Genomic DNA, 18,362 nt, shown 5'->3' on the forward strand with positions numbered 1-18,362 from the left:
GGGAGGGTCAGCGGCCGGGACGGGACGGGGGCGACGGATCGACGACCCGGGCGAGGCGGCGGGCCAGGCGCACGAGCGCGATGTCGGTCCCGCTGCGCGAGACCAGGCACACCCCCACCGGCGCGGGGCCCTGCTGCGAGCGCACGGTGAGCAGCGGCGCCGAGAGGGCGGGGAGCCCGCCGATGGCGGCGGGCGTCGTCATCCGCAGGGTCGCCTGGCGCACGGCGTCGATGCGCGCGCCGTCGGCGGTGCGCGTGGGCGCGGGGCCCGGCGCGGTCGGCAGCAGCAGCACGGCGTCGCGCACGAGGTCCTGCACATGGGCGCGCAGGTCTTCGAGGGTCGCGCGGGCGGCCGCCTCGGCGGCGGGGGTCACCTCGCTCGCGAGCCGGAACCGCTCGGCGACCGCGGCGCCCGTGGCCCCCGGGTGCGCGCGCAGCCACTCCGCGTTGTTGCGCCAGGCCTCCGCGGCCTGCACGGTGCGGAACGGCTCGAAGTAGTCGTCGAGCGCGCCGATCTCGACCCGGCGGAGCACGGGCGGATCATCGGATGCGGCCAGCCGGGCCAGCAGCGCGTCGAACGCCGCGCGGGTGTCGGACTCGACCGCATCCATCACCTCGTCGGGCACGACGAAGCGCCAGGGCAGGTCGTCTCCGGACTCGCCGTAGACGCTCTCGGTCGAGGCCGAGCCGTCGTAGCTCAGGCACCAGTCCACGACCCGCTGGAGCGTGTCGCCGTCGCGGGTCAGCCAGCCCACCGTGTCGAACGACTGCGCGAGCGGCAGCATCCCCTGCCGCGGCACGAGGTCGTGCGTCGTGCGCAGACCCCAGATGCCCTGGTACGACGCCGGCACCCGCACGGAACCGGCGGTGTCGGTGGCGAGGCCGATCTCCGCCTGCCCGGTCGCGACGGCCGTCGCCGGACCGCTCGACGATCCCCCGGGGAGCGCCCCGGGGAGCGCCCCGTTGGGCGGGGTCCCGTAGTGCGCGTTGTCGCCGGCGATCGAGTAGGCGAACTCGTCGGTGCGGGCGATGCCGCGCAGCGACGCGCCGCCGCGGAGGAGGTCGGCGACCGCCGGGGCCGTGGTGGTCTCGGGCCGCGCCGACTCGAGGAACGCGGGATTCCCCGCGCCGATCCGATAGCCCTTGATCGCGAACAGGTCCTTCACCGCGACGGTGAGCCCGGCCAGCGGCCCCTCCCACGCGCCCTGGAAGAGCGGGTCGCCCACCGTCCGCCACACCGATCGGTCGAGGGCCTGCGCGCGCGGGGTCACGTGCGCGGCGGCGATCAGCCACCGTCCGTCGGTGCGCCGCCACACCTGCGTCTGCAGGCCGGTGCCGCCGCCGTGATACCGCGAGATCGACACGAGCAGCGCCAGGTCGTCGCCGAGCGGCCGGTACTCGATGCGTTCGATCTCGCGCGGGGGCACGCCGCCGCGGACGCCCCGGAACGCGCTGATCGCGTCGTGGCCGACGAGCAGCCCCGCCCCGTCGCCGCGGAGCGTCTCAGGGCCGGGCGCGAACATCTCGTCGAGCACGGCGAGGTCGTTGTCGAGCACGGCCCGCTCGTACCGGTCGAACGCGTCGAACAGCGCTCCGGGGATCTCCGCGCTCATCGACCGCCCTCCGCATCCGACGGGTCGCCGTGCGGGTGTGCGCCGAGCACAGGAGATCTCCCCAATACAGGACGATCGGCCGAGGATCCTCCTGTTCCCGGTAGATCTCCTGTCTCGGGCACGGCGGCGAAATCGGCGAGGCGGATGCGGGCGTGCACGCCGCAGACGATGTCCACGACCTGCGAGATGTCGAAGTCGGTGGCCGCCGACAGGTACGCGTAGGCGAGGTGCTCCGCCATCCCGTACCGGGCCTCGAGGAGGGCCAGCGCCGCGCGCACGCACCGGCGCATCGCCTCGCCGAGATCGGGGTCGAGCCCGGTCGGCACGAGGTAATCGGCCGTGCGCACGAGGGGACCCGCGACCTCACCGAACGCGGCGAGCGCCTCCGCGCGCGGCACGACCTCGAACCGGAGCGTCGCGCGCAGCGAGGCCTCGAGCGCCGTCAGCGCCACCTCTCCGTCGCCCTGCGCGAAGTGCGGATCTCCGACGTAGGCGAGCGCGCCCGGCACCTGCACCGGCAGGTAGAGCACGGTGCCCTCGACGAGCAGCTTGATGTCGATGTTGCCGCCGTGGGAGCCGGGGGGCACCGAGTGGGGGCGCTCGGCGGCGGCGACGGCGACGCCCATCGTGCCGAGGAAGGGCGCCAGCGGGAACTCCACGACACGGTCTCCGCCGTCGGCGAGCGGCAGCACGCCGACGAGCCCGCACGGCCGGGACTCGACGGGCGTGAACACGCTCACGTTGTGCGCGCCGCGCGGCAGCTCGCCGGCGAGCGCGCCCTTGCCGTGCCGGTTCGAGATCACGCCGTACGGCACGCGCGGAACGAGCGTCTCGACCGTGATCTTCAGCAGGTCGCCGACCTCGGCCCCCTCGACGTGGACGGGTCCGGTCACGACGTGCGGACCGTCGGCCGACACGTCCCGCGAGAGCTCACGGGCGATCTCGATCGCATCGTGCAGCACGGCGTCCGCCTCGACGCCGTGCCCGGTGAAGTAGGCGAGCGGATCCTTGCCCTGATCCTCGAGGATGCCCTCGTGACTGACCGTGTCGATCGTCACGGTCTCGCCCGAGGCGATCCGCAGCACCGGTGCGTCGGTCGCGCACGGCAGTCGCCCCCAGAACACCGCGCCGACGCTCGCCGGCAGGTAGTGGTCGCCCGGGGCGGGCCCGACGCCCCGCTGCAGGATGTCGAATGTCATGCTCGTTCCTCTCCGACGCGATGCACGCTCGCGCCCGGCGCCGAAGCCCCCGACCCTTCGGTCCCCGCCACCGCGGAGGGCGCGAGGAGCTCCCTCCCCGAACGGACGAGCACGCCGTCTCCGCGACGGTACACCGATTCGCCGCGCAGGTACGTCGTGTCGACGATGCCGGTGAGCGTCCGTCCGTCCCAGGGCGACATCGGGTTGCGGTACTCGAGCGCCTCGGCGCGCACCGTGAAGGTCTCGTCCGGCCGGAACACCGCGAGGTGGGCAGGTAGCCCGGCCTCGATGCGCCCGAGTCCCCCGAGGCCCGCGATCCGCGCCGGCCCGGTGGTCATCAGCGGCAGGATGCGCTCGAGCGGGATGCCGCGCGCCCGCGCCGCGGTGTGCACGGCCGAGAGCCCCGTCTGCAGTCCCGCGATCCCGCCCCACGAGAGCCCGAAGTCGGGCTCGCTCTTGAGCGCCACGGTCGAGGGCGAGTGGTCGCTCACGATCGCGTCGATCGCGCCGTCGACCACTCCCGCCCAGAGCAGGTCCTGGTTGGCGCGGTCGCGGATGGGCGGGCAGCACTTGAAGGCGCCGCCGCCGTCCGGAACGTCCGCGGCGTCGAGGGTCAGGTAGTGCGGGCACGTCTCGACCGTGATGCGCACGCCCTCCGCCTTGGCCGCACGCACATCCTCGAGGGCCGTCCCGTCGGAGACGTGCACGATGTGCACGCGCGCGCCGGTGCGACGGGCGGTCTCGATGACGAGCCGGATGGCGTCGCGCTCGCTCTCCGGCGGACGCGACGCCAGGAAGTCGCGGTAGTGCACGCCGAGCGGTCCGTCCGCGTGCAGATGGGCGGGGTCCTCGGCGTGCACGATCAGCAGACCGTCGAACGCGGCGAGCTCGGTGAGCGCGCGGTCGAGCCCCACGGCGTCGAGGTACCCGAACTCGTCGATCCCGGAGGGCGAGAGGAAGCACTTGAACCCGACGACTCCGGCGTCGGCGAGCTCGCGCAGCGACCCGAGGTTCTCCGGCACGGCGCCGCCCCAGTATCCGACGTCGACCGCGAGCTTGCCCGCGGCGGCGGCCCGCTTGGCGGCGAGGGCCGCGGGCGTCGTGGTCACGGGATCGCTGTTCAGGGGCATGTCCAGCAGCGTCGTCACCCCGCCCGCGGCGGCCGCGGCCGTGCCGGTGGCGAAGCCCTCCCACTCGGTGCGGCCCGGCTCGTCGAGGTGCACGTGCGAGTCGACGAGTCCGGGCAGCAGCACGGCGTCGTCCGGCAGCACGGTGTCCGCATCCGGGTCGAACGCGTCGATCGCGGCGATGCGACCCCCGTCGACCCGCACGGTCGCCGGGGCGAACCGGCCGCCGAGGAACACCCGGCGCGCGGCGAACGCGGCGGAGGGGGATGATGTCATGCCGCTCACGCTAGGAGACTCGCGTTTCGCGAATGTAACCAGGGCCAACATCCTCGTGCACGGCTCGTCGGCGAAACCCGCACGTCACCCGCGCGCACTAGGGTGGCCGGCATGCAGCTCGACGAGTTCAACTCCCTCGATCCGGCCGCCGCGACACAGACGGTCTCGGTCTGGGCGGCGATCCCCGGCTGGGTCGATGCGATCGTCGCCGCGCGGCCGTACCTCACGGTCGACGCCCTCGCCGCCTACGCGGGCGCGCTCGCCGAGGTGTGGTCGCGGGCGGACCTGGATGCGGCGCTCGCGCACCATCCTCGGATCGGTGAGAAGCCTTCCGGCACCGGCGCGGAGGCTGCCGCCTCGCGGTCGGAGCAGGCGTCGATGGCCGCCGCCGCGGATGATGTCACCGCCGCGATCGCCGTGGGCAACGTCGCGTACGAGGAGCGGTTCGGCCGCGTGTTCCTGATCCGCGCCGCGGGGCGCTCTCCCGAGGAGATGTTCGCAGAGCTGACCCGGCGCCTCGGCGGCGACGACGAGACCGAGGCGCGCGAGGCGACGCGCCAGCTGGCCGAGATCGCCCTGCTGCGCCTGCGCAACACGATCGAGGCGGATGCGGCCGAGCCGGAGGAGGCGGAATGACCCACCTGACCACACACATCCTCGATGCGACCGCCGGCGCACCCGCCGCCTCCGTGGCCGTATCGCTGCACCGGCACGCGGCCGGCGGCACGCTGCATCCGATCGCCGAGGGGCTCACGGACGCCGACGGACGGCTCGCCCTCGGACCCGACCTGCTCGACCCGGGAATGTACGCGCTGACCTTCGCGACGGGCGCGTACTTCGCCGACCGTGACACCGAGAGCTTCTACCCGCTCGTCACCATCACCTTCACGGTCGTCGACGATCGGCACTACCACGTGCCCCTGCTGCTGAGCCCGTTCTCGTACTCCACCTACCGCGGCAGCTGAGGCGGCGCGGGAGTCGCTACCCGATCTCCTCGACCTCCGTATGGGCGAGGGCGGCGAACCTGCGGTCGTCGAGAGACGGGTGCGCTGCGGATGCGGTCACCGGCCGATTCTACGGACGCGAGGCGTACGGCCAAGCACGAGGTGCGGCGTCACAGGCCTCGCACGCGGGCGCGCCGCCCGAGTGCCCGGTCAGTCCCGTTGCTCGCCGCCCGAGCCGGACGAGTCCGGCTCGGCGTCCTCCGTCCCGAGCAGCTGCGTCTGGATGAGCCCGGTGCCCTCGGCCTCGGGGTGCACGAGAGCCGCTGCCGCCGGCCCGCGCACCGCATCGTGGGCGCTGATCGCCGCAGCGTCCGTCTCGGTGCGGAACGCATCCTGGTTCAGCAGCAGGTTCAGCAGGATCGCGGTGATCGCCCCCGCGCTGATGCCGGAGTCGAAGATCAGGGTGAACCAGTCGGGGAACTGGTCGTAGATCGTGGGGGTCACGGTCGGCAGGAGTGCGACGCCGATCGAGATCGCGACGATCAGCACGTTCTTGTTGTTGAACCGCACCTTCGCGAGGGTCCGGATGCCGGATGCCGCCACCATCCCGAACAGGGCGATGCCCGCCCCGCCCAGCACGGCGCGCGGCACGCCCTCCACGATCATCGAGATCTTGGGGATGAGACCGAGCACGACCAGGATGACACCGGCCATGGTCGCGACGTAGCGCGAGCGCACCCCGGTGAGCGAGACGAGCCCGACGTTCTGCGCGAAGGCCGTGTAGGGGAAGGTGTTGAAGACCCCGCCGATGACCGTGCCGAGACCATCGGCGCGGAGTCCGTCGGCCAGCTGCTTGCGGCCCACCGGCTTGTCGACGATCTCGCCGACGGCGATCATGTCCCCCGTGGTCTCGGTCATGATGACGATGCCCACGATGATCATCGAGACGATCGAGGCGACCTGGAAGGTCGGAAGGCCGAAGTGGAACGGCGTCACGACGGCGAACCAGGCGGCGTCGCCCACGCCCGACCAGTCCACCATCCCCGGCACGAAGAGGGCCACGATCGTTCCGATGATCAGCCCCAGCAGGACCGAGACGCGGGCGAGGGCCGCGGGGGCGAACCGCTCGATCAGCACGATGAACAGCAGCGTTCCGACGGCGAAGGCGACGTTGACGGGAGGTGCGCCGTCCTCCGAGCCGTCGATGATCCAGTTCGCCGCGACCCGCATGAGCGAGAGCCCGATGATGAGGATGACGGTCCCCGTCACGATCGGCGGGAAGAACCGCAGCAGCTGCGAGAAGAAGGGGGCCACGACGATCATGAACAGGCCGCACGCGATCGTGGCGCCGAACACGGCCTGGATGCCCTCGCTCTGCCCGATCGCGATCATGGGCCCGACCGCGGCGAAGGTCACGCCCTGCATGAGCGGCAGCCGTACCCCGAACCGCCAGAACCCGACCGACTGGATGATGGTCGCGATGCCGGCGACGAACAGGTCGGCGCTGATCAGGAAGGCCAGGTCGGCCGAGGAGTAGCCGAGCGCGCCGCCGACGATGAGCGGCACGGCGACCGCGCCCGCATACATCGCCATGACGTGCTGCAGCCCCAGCGGGAACAGGCGTGCCAGCGGCGGGATGCCGTCGACCGTGTTCTCGTCGGGTCTGCGCGGCCTTCTGGCTCTCTTCTGCTTCGTTTCCGGGGACATGGCACTCCTCGCGTGGTCGGACGAACGGGATGTCGGTGCTCAGGAGTGAAGCTAGGACTTAACGAGGACACCCCGGCAGTGTTAAGGGAGAACTTAACGACGCTGTTACGTCCGCGAAACGGCGTCCCATCCGACCGCCGCGGAGCATGGGACGACCGTCACGAACGCCGACCGGGGCACACGGTGCTCAGCACGCGGAGTCAGCCGACAACGCCGTCGATCGAGCGCAGTGTCAGCCACACGGCGACCGCGGTGGCATCCGCCGACTCGTTCACGACACGATGCGGCCGGGTCGCCCAGAACGCGAGCGATCCGCCGGGGCCGAGCTCGACGCTGCCCTCCGAGAACTCGAACCGCAGCGTGCCGGTCACGACACTGCCCATCTCGTAGCCGGAGTGCACCAGCATCGCCCCGTCGACGCTCGACGCGGTCAACGGAGGGTACGTGGACTCGAACAGGTCGATGCCCTCGAACGCGACGGGCGTCAGCCTGCGGTAGACGACCCCCTGCCCGAGGATCGTGGAGTCGACGACTCCGGGAGCGGCGACCTTGACGCCGGGGATGGGCTCGGCGACCGCGACGGCGTCCAGCTCCACGGGCCTGAGCACGTCGTAGTCGTCGAAGATGGCCGACACCGGCACCCCGATGACGCCGACGATCTCGATCAGACGGTTGACCGAGGGCTGCATGACACCGGTCTCGATCTGCGACAGAGCGCTGGACGAGATCCCCACGGCCTCGGCGACCGAGGCGAGCGAACGCCCGGATGCGGTCCGTAGCTGTCGCAGCCTCGATCCGATGCCGATCGCCGCCTCGCTGCGTTCAGGCAACGGCGTCTCCTCAATGCTCACCGAAAGGTCTCGAGGCATCCTACGATGCGCGCCGCCCCGACTGCTGCCCCACATGCACCCCGGGGTGCATGTGATCGAAACAACCCCGTCACCGCGGCGCAACCACACGAGGGAGGTTAAGGGATAGCTTCATTCCTTAAGCGATGGCTTCATACCGCCCCGTGCCATCCGCGAACACCGAAGGAGAGCACCCATGTCCGAGACGACCGTGAGCCTGGGACCGAACAAGTACGGCAAGGCCGAGAACCGCGTCGTGCGCATCACGCGCGACACCGGCCGGCACGAGATCGCCGACCTGAACGTGACCTCGCAGTTGCGCGGCGCGGCGCTGGTCGACTCGTATCTCACCGGCGACAACGCCCTCGTCGTGGCGACGGATACGCAGAAGAACACGATCTACGCGTTCGCGAAGAAGCACGGCGTCCCCTCGCCGGAGCAGTTCCTGCTCACCCTCGCCGACCATTTCGTCGCGGGCTTCGAATGGATCGAGGGCGGGCTGTGGCAGGCCGAGCAGTACGAGTGGGCGCGCATCCTCGTCGAGGGGAAGCCGCACGACCACTCGTTCGTGCGCACGGGCCAGGGCACCCGGCTGGCCACCGTCCAGGTGATCGACGGTTCGACCCACGTCACCGGCGGCGTGAAGGACCTCGTCGTGCTGAAGTCGACCGGCAGCGAGTTCCACGGCTTCCCCCGCGACGAGTACACGACCCTCGTCGAGACGACCGACCGCGTGATGTCGACGAGCGTGACCGGCAGATGGCGGTACCTGCCGGAGGCCGTCGAGGCGGGGATCGACTACAACGGCCTCTACGAGGAGGTCACCGCCGTGCTGCTGTCGGCCTTCGCGACGGTGCACTCGCTCGCGCTGCAGCAGACGCTGTTCGAGATGGGCAAGGCGGCGATCCTCGCCCGGCCCGAGATCGCCGAGGTCCGCTTCGCGATGCCCAACAAGCACCACTTCGTCTACGACCTGTCGCCGTTCGGGCTGGAGAACCCGAACGAGGTGTTCCACGCCGACGATCGCCCCTACGGCCTCATCGAGGGCACGGTCGTGCGCGACGGCGCCGCACCCGCACCAGAGGCATGGACGGACGTGCCGACCTTCGTGTGATCCGCCGCCGCTTCGCTCCCTGGGCGAGGAGCAAACCTCCGAGTCGAAAGGTCGCGGAGCCCGTTCCGCGCGGGCGCTTCGTCTCGCTACGCTCGCTCAGCGACCGGGGCTTCACCATCCCGCGAAACGCCCCGCTGGGCTCGGAGAAACCGCCTCGTTCGTAACTCATGACATTTCGCACCGGCACTGCGGTCGTGCCCGGGGATCTCGCGGTTCCGTCCGAGCATCGCCAGCGGATGTCATGAGTTCCGCACACGTCTGGGGCGGAACGAGCCCGCACCCGATCACGCCTGCGCCATCCGTGCCCGCCACCCACCCGCGCCATCCGTGCCCCGCTCCCGCCCCCTCAGGCCGCGTGGACGAACGTCGCCGTCCCCGAGGCGACGGCGAGTGCGGCGCCCATCAGCATGGTGCGCATCGCGCGCTCGGTGCCGTCGGCGACGAACTCGGCGCCGCGCGCACAGGCCTCCTCGAGATCGACCGGCGACGGCAGGATGCACTGGATGGCGTCGATCCCCGTCGCGTACACGGCATCGGCGTGCGCGCCGATCGTGCCCGCCATCGCCAGCACGGGCTTGCCCTGGGCCTTCGCGCGGCGCGCGACCTCGGCGGGCACCTTGCCGTGCGGGGTCTGCGCGTCGATCGAGCCCTCGGCCGTCACGACCAGGTCGGCGCCGGCGATCGCGGCGTCGAGATCGATCGACTCCAGCAGCACGTCGAACCGCGGTCGGAGCCTCGCCCCGACCGCGGCGAGGCCCGCGCCCAGCCCACCGGATGCGCCTGTGCCGAGCCCCCGGCGCAGGTCGCGCCCCGCGGCCCCGGGCACGTCGCGCTCGAGCAGCTGCGACCAGCGTTTCAGGATCTTCGCGAGCCGGTCGACCTGCGCGGGCGTGGCGCCCTTCTGCGGCCCGAACACCCGGGCGACGCCCCGGGGGCCGGTGAGCACGTTCGTCGGGTTGCAGGCGACCTCGAGGGCGACGTCGGCCAGGCGCGGGTCGAGGCCGGCCGCATCGATCCGCACGACCCGGCGCAGTCCGCGAGCGCCGTCGGGCACCTGCCGGCCCTCCGCGTCGAGCAGGCGCATCCCGAGGGCCGCGAGCGCGCCCGCCCCGCCGTCGGACGTGCCGGAATCCCCGCATCCGATCAGGACGCGCCGGCAGCCGAGGTCCAGCGCGTGGCGGATGAGCTCGCCGACTCCGCGGGTCGAGGTGCGCAACGGATTGCGCGCCTCGCGCGGGACCAGGCGCAGCCCGGCGGCCGCCGCCATCTCGACCACCGCGGTCGAGCCGTCGCCGAGCACCGCGAAGTGGCTGTCTACGGGAGCGCCGGTGGGCCCGGTCACCCGCCGGCGCACGATGCGCCCGCCGGTCGCCGCCGCGAGCGCCGCCGCGGTCCCCTCGCCGCCGTCGACGATCGGGAGGCAGACGACCTCGGCGCCGGGCACGACGCGGCGGATGCCCTCGGACACCGCGGCGGCGACGGTGTCGGCGTCGAGCGACTCCTTGAAGCCGCTGGGGGCGACCAGGACGTGGAACGGGGAGCTGGTGTTCATGGGGTTCTCCTTCTGAGGGGTGGCACCGGATGGCGCCGGTCGTCGTGGGGCAGTTGCGGGTTGCGCGGGACTCAGCTCATGAGCGGCACGCCGAGCACCGGCCACCAGAACAGTGCGGCGAGCACCACCGCCGCGATCGCGTAGGGCGCGAGCACCGCTGAGAACGCCCCGAGCGTGCGCCGGTCGAAGGTCGCGACGCCGCCGACGTCCGCGAACATCGCGACGGGCTTCGCCGACGAGGTCAGCGTCAGACAGAACCCCGCGGCCGCCGTCGAGGCGAGCGCCGCCGCCGCCGGATCGAGCCCGACGGCGGGCGCCACGGCGAGAACGATGGGCACGAGCACGCTCGAGCGCGCCGAACGCGACTGCACGACCAGGTGCGCGAACGCCGAGGCGACGACGATCGCGAGCAGCGCCGTCGCGGGGTGCCCGCCCGCCAGCGGCGCGAACGCGGCGTCGGCGAGGGATGCGGCCGCGCCGCTGTCGACGAACGCCGTGCCGATCGCCAGGGTCGCGGCGAGGAACAGCAGGAGCGACCACGGCACGGCGCCGAGCGCCTGCCTCGGCGCCGTGGTTCCGGTGCCGGGCGAGATCGACACGATCGCGCCGATCAGCGCGACGACCGCCGGATGCAGGCCGTGCAGCGGCTCCGTAAGCCACAGCGCGACGACGGCGACGAGCGTCACCCCCGCCCGCCATTCGGCGGGACGCAGTCGTCCGCGGGGATGGTCCGGGGCCGCCGCGATGCGTTCGGCGACGGAGCCGACGGCGGCGGCGCGGTCCTCGCGGGACAGGAACGCGCACAGCACGACCTCGGCGGCGATGTGACAGGTGAGCACGGCGAGCGGCGCGCCGAGGGCGAGCCAGAGCAGGAACGAGATCTCCGTGCCCGTCGACACGCGCACGAGCTCGGCGGCGATGAGGTGCGCGCCCGCGCCGAGGATCGAGGCGAACGCCGACAGCAGGATCACGGCCGGGAAGAGCAGCGAGAACCCGACCTGCAGCCCGCGGGTCGGCAGGGCCGCCCCGAGCGTGCGGAACAGCGGCAGCGCGAGCGCTGCGCGGCCGCTCGTGGCGGGCATCGCGAACACGGTGAGGGTGAGTGCGACCGTGGTGAGGTGCGCGAGGCCACGCACCGTCCTCGCCCGACTCACGAGAGCGGCCGAGACCCGCTCGACCAGGCCCGACGCTCCGATGCCGGCGGCGAGCATGCACGAGCCGATCAGCAGCCAGATCGTGGAGTCGCCCAGAGCGGCGAACAGGTCGGCACTCGGCAGCACCCCGGCGATCACGAGCGCGAGGGCCGCGCCGAGGGCCACGAGGGTGTCGTCGAGGCGGCTGGCGGCCCAGGCGACCGTGGCGACCGCGAAGACGCACACGACGACCCGCTGGTCCGTGCTCCAGGAGGCGGTCGCCGTCCAGGCCGCGCCGCCGGCGAGCGCCAGCGCCACGAACGAGAGCGCCGGACGCACGAGGCGCGCGGGGGCGGCTGCGGCGGAAGGGGCCGTGACGGCGGCGGATGCGGACATGCGCTCCAGCCTCGATCCGCCGGCTAAGGCGGGGACGAGGGCTCCGTGAGCGATTCCTTACCCGGATGAGGCCGTTCTTAGCCTCGCCCGCCGAGAGGCCCGCGGCCGCCTCCGCGACCGGTGCACGTGCCGCTCACACCAGCCGGTACCCCATGCCGCGAACGGTCTCGATGCGCTCGGAGCCGAACTTCTGCCGCAGGTACCCGATGTACACGTCGGCGACGTTCGACCCCGGGTCGAAGTCGTAGCCCCACACGCGGCTCAGCAGCTGCTCGCGGCTGAGCACCTGCCCGGCGTTGCGCACGAGCTCCTCGGCGAGCGCGAACTCCCGCGCCGACAGCTCCACGGACCGCTCGCCCACGTGCGCCCTGCGCGTGCGGATGTCCAGCCGCAGGTCATGACGGCGAAGCTCGGTCGGCGCCGCCGGATCGTCGCGGGTCATGCGCAGCCGGATGCGGGCGACCAGCTCGTCGAAGCGGAAGGGCTTGCCGAGATAGTCGTCGGCGCCGCCTTCGAGACCTGCGACGGTGTCCTCGAGCTCGACGCGCGCGGTCAGCATGATGACCGGCAGCCTCGACCCGGATCCGCGCAGCTGCTCCAGCACCTCGAAGCCGTCCATCTCGGGCAGGTTCACATCGAGCACGAGCAGGTCGAACTCGCCGGTCTGCGCCAGCCGCAGCGCCTCGGTGCCGGTCGTCGCGACGCGGGTCGCGAAGCCGGCGGAGCGCAGGCCCTTGTCGATGAAGCCCGAGATCCGCGCCTCGTCGTCGGCGATCAGGATGGATGCCACGTCGTCTCCTCCGCGTTCGCCCGCGCCGGAGCCGCCGTGCGGGGTACCGACAGTATGAACACCGCCCCACCCCCCACGGCATCCTCAACCCTGACGTCGCCGCCGTGCGCACGGGCGATCACCCGCACGATGTTCAGCCCCAGGCCGCTGCCGGCGCGCCCACCGGTGTCCTCGCCGCGCTGGAACCTCTCGAACACGACCTCCTTCATCGCGTCGGGGACGCCGGGACCGTGATCACGCGCCCGCAGCTGCAGCATCCCGTCGACGAGCACGCTGCCGATCGCGATGCGCCCGCCTCCGTGGGTCACGGCGTTCTGCACGAGCTGGAGCATGGCCTGGGTGATGCGGGCCGCATCCAGCGGCACAACTCCTTCCGCGATCGCACCGGTCACGACCTCGGCGCCGGCGATGCCGGATGCCTTCCGCACGATCTGCTCGACGAGGTCGGCCACGTCGACGGGACGCACCGTGATCGGCGCGGGGCCGTGCAGCGACGCCGCCGCGGCGAGATCCTGCACGAGCGTGCCCATCCGCGCCAGCTCGTCGACCGCGAGGGACTGCGTCTGCCGCACGTCCTCGGGGTCGGCCGGATCCATGACCTCCACGTAGCCGCGGACGATCGTGATGGGGGTCTTCAGCTCGTGACCGACGTCGCTGAGCAGCTGCCGCTGCGAATCCAGCGCGCCGTCGAGCCGGTCGAGCATGTCGTTCATCGTGCCCGCGAGCTCGGAGACGTCGTCGCGACCCTCGATCGGCAGGCGCTCGGAGAGGGCGTGGGCCGAGACCCGCGCCGCCGTCTCCCGCATGCGCCGGAGGGGTCGCAGCAGACGCGTCGCGACGATCCCGCCGGCGGCGGCGATCACCGCGACCATGACGGCGGAGGCGATCAGGTAGGCCCGCGCGGCGGTGTTGATCTCCGCGAGCTCCGCGCCCACGTCGTAGGCCATCGCGTAGATCACCGCGCCGGGTTCGGCTCCCTCCTCGACCGCGATCGGCGCCGCGAGGTAGCGCCACTGCACCCCGTGCTCGGCGTAGGTTCCGATGCGCGCCTGCCCGTCGGCCGCCTGCTCCGCGGCGAACCCGGCGAACTCCGGCACCGCGGTCAGGTCGACGTCGAGCTGAACCCCCGGCACGAGCGTCACCCTGCCGTCCTCGATCCCGAGCGCTCCGGTGTTGTCGTCGGGGCTCATTCGCTGCACGACCGCGTACAGCGCTGCCGCCGAGCTGCTCCAGGCCGTCTGCTCCTCGGCGGCGGGGTCGCCCGCCGCGACGATGTAACGCGCGGTCTCGAGGTTCGCGGCGAGCCGCTCGTCGATCTGGGTGAGCACGCGGGCACGCTCGAACACGTACACGACGCCTCCCACCGACATCACCCCGATGGCTGCGACGACCGTGATCACGAGGGTGATGCGGGTGCGGACCGAGATCGCGCGCCGTCTTCGCGGAGTCGGCGCGGGCTCGTCGGTCACCTGCCCAGTATCGGGGGCGGGCCGGTGTCGTCGCGCCCATCTAAGAAAGGTCTCACGGTACGGGGCGGCATGACGTGCTCTGATATGAGGGTGTCCCATCGCGTCGCCCCGCCCGAGCCGGCCGGCCTCCTCGAGAGCACGCCGCCCGACGCGGGCGGCCCCGTCGAGAGCGCGCTGCTCGCCGACGCGCTCGGGATCCCGGTCGAGCGGATGCGGCCGATCCACCGCTCGCCGATGGGGGCGGGCTCGATCGCGGGCTTCGAGGTGCGGCAGGACGACGGCCCCCCGGTCACCGCCTACGTCGACACGTCCCGGCTGCCGGTGCCGGCGGAGACCGGCCTCGCCCTCGCCGATCATGCCAGGGTGTGGCTGCATCCCGCCGACCCGCATCTGCCCGCCCTGGCCCCGATCGCCTTCGGCTCGGCGGCGGCGGCCCTGCTCGACCGCATCGGCGTGCACACCACGGGACCCGTCCGGCTCGTCGCCTACCGTCCGGCGCGCCGTGCCGTCGCCGCCGTCCCGACCGACGAGGGGACCCTCTGGGCCAAGGTCGTGCCGCCCGACAGGGTCGAGCGGATCGCCGGCCTGCACGAGACGCTCCGCGCCGCGGGCCTGCCGGTGCCCGCCGTGCGGTGCTGGGCGCCCGACGGGCTGATCGTCCTCGAGAACGCGGCGGGCCGGGCCGCCACCGAGATCGGGTGGCGGCCCGGGCCGCTCGCCGCCGCGGTCGACGCGCTGCGCGAGCGCCTCGCGACGGTCGCGACCGGGATGCCGCCACGCGCGGGCATCGATGCCCGGCTCGACTGGTACGAGGGGCGGCTGGTGCGCGCGGCTCCGGCGTGGGCCGACACCGTCCGACGCGTCGCCGACGCCGCGCGCACGGCCGCGCCCGCCGATCGTCCGCAGACGGTCCACGGCGATCTGCATCTGGGCCAGCTCTTCCTCGATGACCGGGCACGGATCGTGGGGCTGGTCGACCTCGACACCGTGGCGCCCGGCGACGCCGCCGACGACGAGGCCGCGTTCATCGGCCACGCGATCGCCAGCGCCGGGCTCACGCCCGATGCCGGTGCGGCCGGCCGGATGCGGCGTCTCGCCGCCGGGCTGCAGGCCCGCTGGGGCGGGCACCCGCGCACCCGGTCGCTCACGCTCGTGCACCTGCTCGGCCATGCGCTGACGGCGGCCGAGAGCGGGCACGAGGAGCACCTGCGCTCCCTGCTGGGCACGGCCATGGACCTGCCCGACGGAACATAAGGAGATGCTCATGTGTGCCTTCGGGCGCCTTTACGCCGGCTCGAGAGAGTGAGGGGGGACGCACCGGAACGGTCGCGTCCGCCCGACCGAGGAGTGACGATGACGAAGAAGAAGTGGATGGCCTACGGCATCACCGGGATCACCGGGATCGGTGTGCTCGCGCTGACGGCGACCGCCGCCGCCCAGGCCATGGAACTGCGCACATCCGACGGCGAGGTGCTTCTCGGCGGCGCCATCACCGGCCGCGAGAGCGGCATCCTGTCGGGGTCGGAGGTAGAGCTCGTCGTGCGCGACGACGGGGTCTCGGTCGTGTCGGCCCCCGACCCGCGGACGTTGGGATCCGTCCCGTCCATTCCCTCCGCGCCCGCGCCCGCCCCGGCCCCCGAGCAGCCGGCGCCCGCTCCTCAGGCCCCGGCCGCATCGGCGCCGTCCGTGCCGTCGGCGCCGTCGGTCCAGTCCGCGCCGTCCGCCGCATCCGTCGTCTCGGCGCCCTCGAACTGATCCGCGCCCGCAGCGGGGGCGGGTCCCTGCGCTAGACGTGGAACAACGCGTGCAGGCCGTCGGCGCCGAGCGTGTCGCGTCCGCCGAGACCATCGAGCTCCATGAGCACGGCCGTGCCGGCGACCACGCCGCCGACGCGGACGACGAGCGCGCGTGCGGCCTCGATCGTGCCGCCGGTGGCGAGCACGTCGTCGAGCAGCAGCACCCGCGCGCCGGCCGGGATGTCGTCGTGCATCTCGATCGTCGCCGTGCCGTACTCGAGCGCGTAGTCGGCGGATGCGGCGGGCCGGGGGAGCCTGCCCGCCTTGCGGATCGGGACCAGCCCGACGCCCGACGCGATCGCGGCGGCGCCCGCGAGCAGGAACCCGCGGGCCTCGATGCCGGCGACGACGTCGAACCCGCCGGCGAACGGTGCGATCAGGGCGTCGGTGACGGCGCGGAGGGCCGGTCCGTCGACCAGGAGCGGCGCGATGTCGCGGAAGAGGACCCCGGGCTTCGGATAGTCCGGGATGACCGTGATGAGCCCCTCCGCCCGCGCGAGCGCAGACGCGGGATCGGGAGCGAGGACGGGATCGGGATGCGGCACCCGCCCACCCTAACCGCCCGGTGTCCCCCGCCGTGCCGCGGCGCTGCCCGGCCCGCCGCGAATCGAATCGTTACGAGAGTGCCGGTACCCTGGTGCGCATGACTTCGACGCAGGATGCCTCGCCCCACGTCCCTGCCGCCGGATCGCTCGCCGCCGCCCCGGGTCCCGAGTGGTGGCGCACCGCGGTCATCTATCAGATCTACCCTCGCTCGTTCGCGGACTCGAACGGCGACGGACTGGGCGACCTCCCCGGCATCACCTCACGACTCGGCGCCCTCGCCGAGCTCGGGGTCGACGCGATCTGGCTGAGCCCGTTCATGGTGTCGCCGCAGAACGACGCCGGCTACGACGTCGCCGACTACTGCGACGTCGACCCGATCTTCGGCACCCTGGGCGACTTCGACGCGATGCTCGCCACGGCCCACGGCCTCGGCATCCGCGTGATCGTCGACCTCGTGCCGAACCACTCCTCCGACCAGCACCGGTGGTTCCAGGAGGCTCTCGCCGCGGCTCCGGGGAGCCCGGAGCGGGCCCGCTACATCTTCCGCGACGGTCGCGGCGAGCACGGCGAGCTGCCCCCCAACAACTGGGAGTCCGTGTTCGGCGGACCCCAGTGGGACCGCGTCAGCGAGCCCGACAGCACCCCGGGTCAGTGGTACCTGCACATCTTCGACTCGTCGCAGCCGGACTTCGACTGGACCAGCCCCGAGGTGCGCGAGGAGTTCCGCCGCATCCTGCGGTTCTGGCTCGACCGAGGCGTCGACGGCTTCCGGGTCGATGTCGCACACGGCCTGATCAAGAAGGAGGGCCTCCCGGACTACACGCCGCCCGCCGACGGCGACTCGATGGGAGGCGACGACGACGACGTGCCCTACTGGGGCCAGCCGGGCGTGCACGAGATCTACCGCGACTGGCACGAGGTGCTGGCCGCCTACGACGGCGACCGCGCGCTGTGCGCGGAGGCGTGGCTGCCGACGCCCGACAAGACGGCGCTCTGGGTGCGCCCCGACGAGATGCACCAGGCGTTCAACTTCCCCTACGCGATGACGGACTGGGAGGCCCCGGCCCTGCGCGAGGTCATCACCGAGTCGCTCCGGGCCTTCCCCGCGGTGGGCGCGCCCGCCACCTGGGTGCTCTCGAACCACGACGTGATCCGTCACGCCTCGCGGCTCGCGCTCACCGGCGAGAGCCCGCAGGGCGAAGGCATCGGCCCGCTCTCGCCGACGCAGCCGATCCCCGGGCTGGGTCTGCGGCGTGCGCGCGCCGCATCCACGGTCATGCTCGCGCTGCCGGGCTCGGCGTACCTCTACCAGGGCGAGGAGCTGGGCCTGCCCGAGGTCGTGGACATCCCGGACGCCGCCCGGCAGGACCCGACCTGGTTCCGCACGAACCACGAGAAGTACGGCCGTGACGGATGCCGCGTGCCCATCCCGTGGGAGGCCGCCGCCCCCGCATACGGGTTCAACGAGACCGGCGCGTCGTGGCTGCCGCAGCCGGCGGAGTGGGCGGAACACGCCCGCGACGTCGAGGCCCGCGACCCGCGCTCGACGCTGTCGCTGTATCGACGCCTGCTCTCCGAGCGGCGCGCGCACGGACTCGGCGCCGCGCCGTTCGCGTGGCTGGAGGGATACTCCGACGACGTGCTCGCATTCCGGGTCGGCGACGTCACGGTCATCGCCAACGCCGGGAGCGCTCCGGTCGAGCTGCCTGCCGGGGGCATCCTGATCTCGAGCGAGCCCTTCGAGGGCCGGATGCTGCCCACCGACACCGCGGTCTGGCTCGCCCGGGACTGACCCGCCGGTTCTCCCGCCACACCTGTCGCATCCTGCCGGTCTCGGCGACCGGATGCGACAG

At 72.8% G+C, this 18,362-nt stretch carries 16 protein-coding genes; 6 read left to right on the top strand and 10 right to left on the bottom strand.

Translation table 11 applies throughout. The annotated features are described in order from the left end of the window. Positions 1 to 7: 7 nt before the first annotated feature. From GVL03_RS07445 to allB, 3 genes are read right to left on the bottom strand one after another with little or no spacing between them, the layout of a single operon-like run. Complete coding sequence (locus GVL03_RS07445; protein ID WP_159500361.1) at positions 8 to 1,612, bottom strand: AtzH-like domain-containing protein; 1,605 nt, start codon at positions 1,610 to 1,612, stop codon at positions 8 to 10. Next, positions 1,609 to 2,811 carry an acetamidase/formamidase family protein gene (locus GVL03_RS07450; RefSeq protein ID WP_159500362.1) on the bottom strand — a complete coding sequence of 401 codons (1,203 nt, stop codon included), beginning with the start codon at positions 2,809 to 2,811 and terminating at the stop codon, positions 1,609 to 1,611. The genes GVL03_RS07445 and GVL03_RS07450 overlap by 4 nt, the downstream gene beginning before the upstream one ends. Beyond that, complete coding sequence (gene allB / locus GVL03_RS07455) at positions 2,808 to 4,214, bottom strand: allantoinase AllB (protein WP_159500363.1); 1,407 nt, start codon at positions 4,212 to 4,214, stop codon at positions 2,808 to 2,810. The genes GVL03_RS07450 and allB overlap by 4 nt, the downstream gene beginning before the upstream one ends. A 111-nt stretch (positions 4,215 to 4,325) precedes the next feature. Here allB and uraD point away from each other — a divergent pair, with 111 nt between their 5' ends. Both uraD and uraH read left to right on the top strand, forming a co-directional pair. Beyond that, positions 4,326 to 4,850, top strand: coding sequence for a 2-oxo-4-hydroxy-4-carboxy-5-ureidoimidazoline decarboxylase (gene uraD / locus GVL03_RS07460; RefSeq protein ID WP_159500364.1), 525 nt, complete (start codon positions 4,326 to 4,328; stop codon positions 4,848 to 4,850). Then, entirely contained in the window at positions 4,847 to 5,179 is a 333-nt protein-coding gene (uraH, locus tag GVL03_RS07465; RefSeq protein ID WP_159500365.1) for a hydroxyisourate hydrolase, read from the top strand. The genes uraD and uraH overlap by 4 nt, the downstream gene beginning before the upstream one ends. Before the next feature lie 189 nt (positions 5,180 to 5,368). On the opposite strand, the gene GVL03_RS07470 is transcribed toward uraH, so the two are convergent. Continuing rightward, on the bottom strand, positions 5,369 to 6,865 hold the full coding sequence (locus tag GVL03_RS07470) for a nucleobase:cation symporter-2 family protein (RefSeq protein WP_159500366.1): 1,497 nt from the start codon (positions 6,863 to 6,865) through the stop codon (positions 5,369 to 5,371). 200 nt (positions 6,866 to 7,065) lie between these two features. Continuing rightward, the gene (locus tag GVL03_RS07475; protein WP_159500367.1) at positions 7,066 to 7,695 is read right to left on the bottom strand and encodes a helix-turn-helix domain-containing protein; all 630 of its coding nucleotides are present in this window, start codon (positions 7,693 to 7,695) and stop codon (positions 7,066 to 7,068) included. A gap of 214 nt (positions 7,696 to 7,909) precedes the next feature. On the opposite strand from GVL03_RS07475, the gene pucL reads away from it, so the two are divergent. Beyond that, positions 7,910 to 8,827, top strand: coding sequence for a factor-independent urate hydroxylase (pucL, locus tag GVL03_RS07480; protein WP_159500368.1), 918 nt, complete (start codon positions 7,910 to 7,912; stop codon positions 8,825 to 8,827). A gap of 346 nt (positions 8,828 to 9,173) precedes the next feature. On the opposite strand, the gene GVL03_RS07485 is transcribed toward pucL, so the two are convergent. The 4 genes from GVL03_RS07485 to GVL03_RS07500 form a co-directional block, all read right to left on the bottom strand. Continuing rightward, positions 9,174 to 10,379, bottom strand: coding sequence for a glycerate kinase (locus GVL03_RS07485; protein WP_159500369.1), 1,206 nt, complete (start codon positions 10,377 to 10,379; stop codon positions 9,174 to 9,176). Positions 10,380 to 10,450: 71 nt separating this feature from the next. Continuing rightward, the gene (locus tag GVL03_RS07490; RefSeq protein ID WP_159500370.1) at positions 10,451 to 11,908 is read right to left on the bottom strand and encodes an SLC13 family permease; all 1,458 of its coding nucleotides are present in this window, start codon (positions 11,906 to 11,908) and stop codon (positions 10,451 to 10,453) included. A 133-nt stretch (positions 11,909 to 12,041) separates the two neighbouring features. Next, positions 12,042 to 12,698: a response regulator transcription factor gene (locus tag GVL03_RS07495; protein ID WP_159500371.1), complete on the bottom strand. Its 657-nt coding sequence runs from the start codon at positions 12,696 to 12,698 to the stop codon at positions 12,042 to 12,044. Next, complete coding sequence (locus GVL03_RS07500) at positions 12,683 to 14,167, bottom strand: HAMP domain-containing sensor histidine kinase (RefSeq protein ID WP_159500372.1); 1,485 nt, start codon at positions 14,165 to 14,167, stop codon at positions 12,683 to 12,685. The genes GVL03_RS07495 and GVL03_RS07500 overlap by 16 nt, the downstream gene beginning before the upstream one ends. Positions 14,168 to 14,257: 90 nt before the next feature. On the opposite strand from GVL03_RS07500, the gene GVL03_RS07505 reads away from it, so the two are divergent. Further along, the gene (locus tag GVL03_RS07505) at positions 14,258 to 15,421 is read left to right on the top strand and encodes a phosphotransferase (protein ID WP_159500373.1); all 1,164 of its coding nucleotides are present in this window, start codon (positions 14,258 to 14,260) and stop codon (positions 15,419 to 15,421) included. 99 nt (positions 15,422 to 15,520) lie between these two features. Further along, the gene (locus GVL03_RS07510) at positions 15,521 to 15,922 is read left to right on the top strand and encodes a hypothetical protein (RefSeq protein ID WP_159500374.1); all 402 of its coding nucleotides are present in this window, start codon (positions 15,521 to 15,523) and stop codon (positions 15,920 to 15,922) included. Positions 15,923 to 15,953: 31 nt separating this feature from the next. On the opposite strand, the gene GVL03_RS07515 is transcribed toward GVL03_RS07510, so the two are convergent. Further along, positions 15,954 to 16,508, bottom strand: coding sequence for an adenine phosphoribosyltransferase (locus GVL03_RS07515; RefSeq protein WP_159500375.1), 555 nt, complete (start codon positions 16,506 to 16,508; stop codon positions 15,954 to 15,956). Positions 16,509 to 16,606: 98 nt separating this feature from the next. On the opposite strand from GVL03_RS07515, the gene GVL03_RS07520 reads away from it, so the two are divergent. Next, positions 16,607 to 18,301: an alpha-amylase family glycosyl hydrolase gene (locus tag GVL03_RS07520; RefSeq protein ID WP_159500376.1), complete on the top strand. Its 1,695-nt coding sequence runs from the start codon at positions 16,607 to 16,609 to the stop codon at positions 18,299 to 18,301. Positions 18,302 to 18,362 lie beyond the last annotated feature (61 nt).

This window comes from Microbacterium sp. 18062 (assembly GCF_902706225.1).
In the GTDB taxonomy this organism is placed as follows: domain Bacteria; phylum Actinomycetota; class Actinomycetes; order Actinomycetales; family Microbacteriaceae; genus Microbacterium.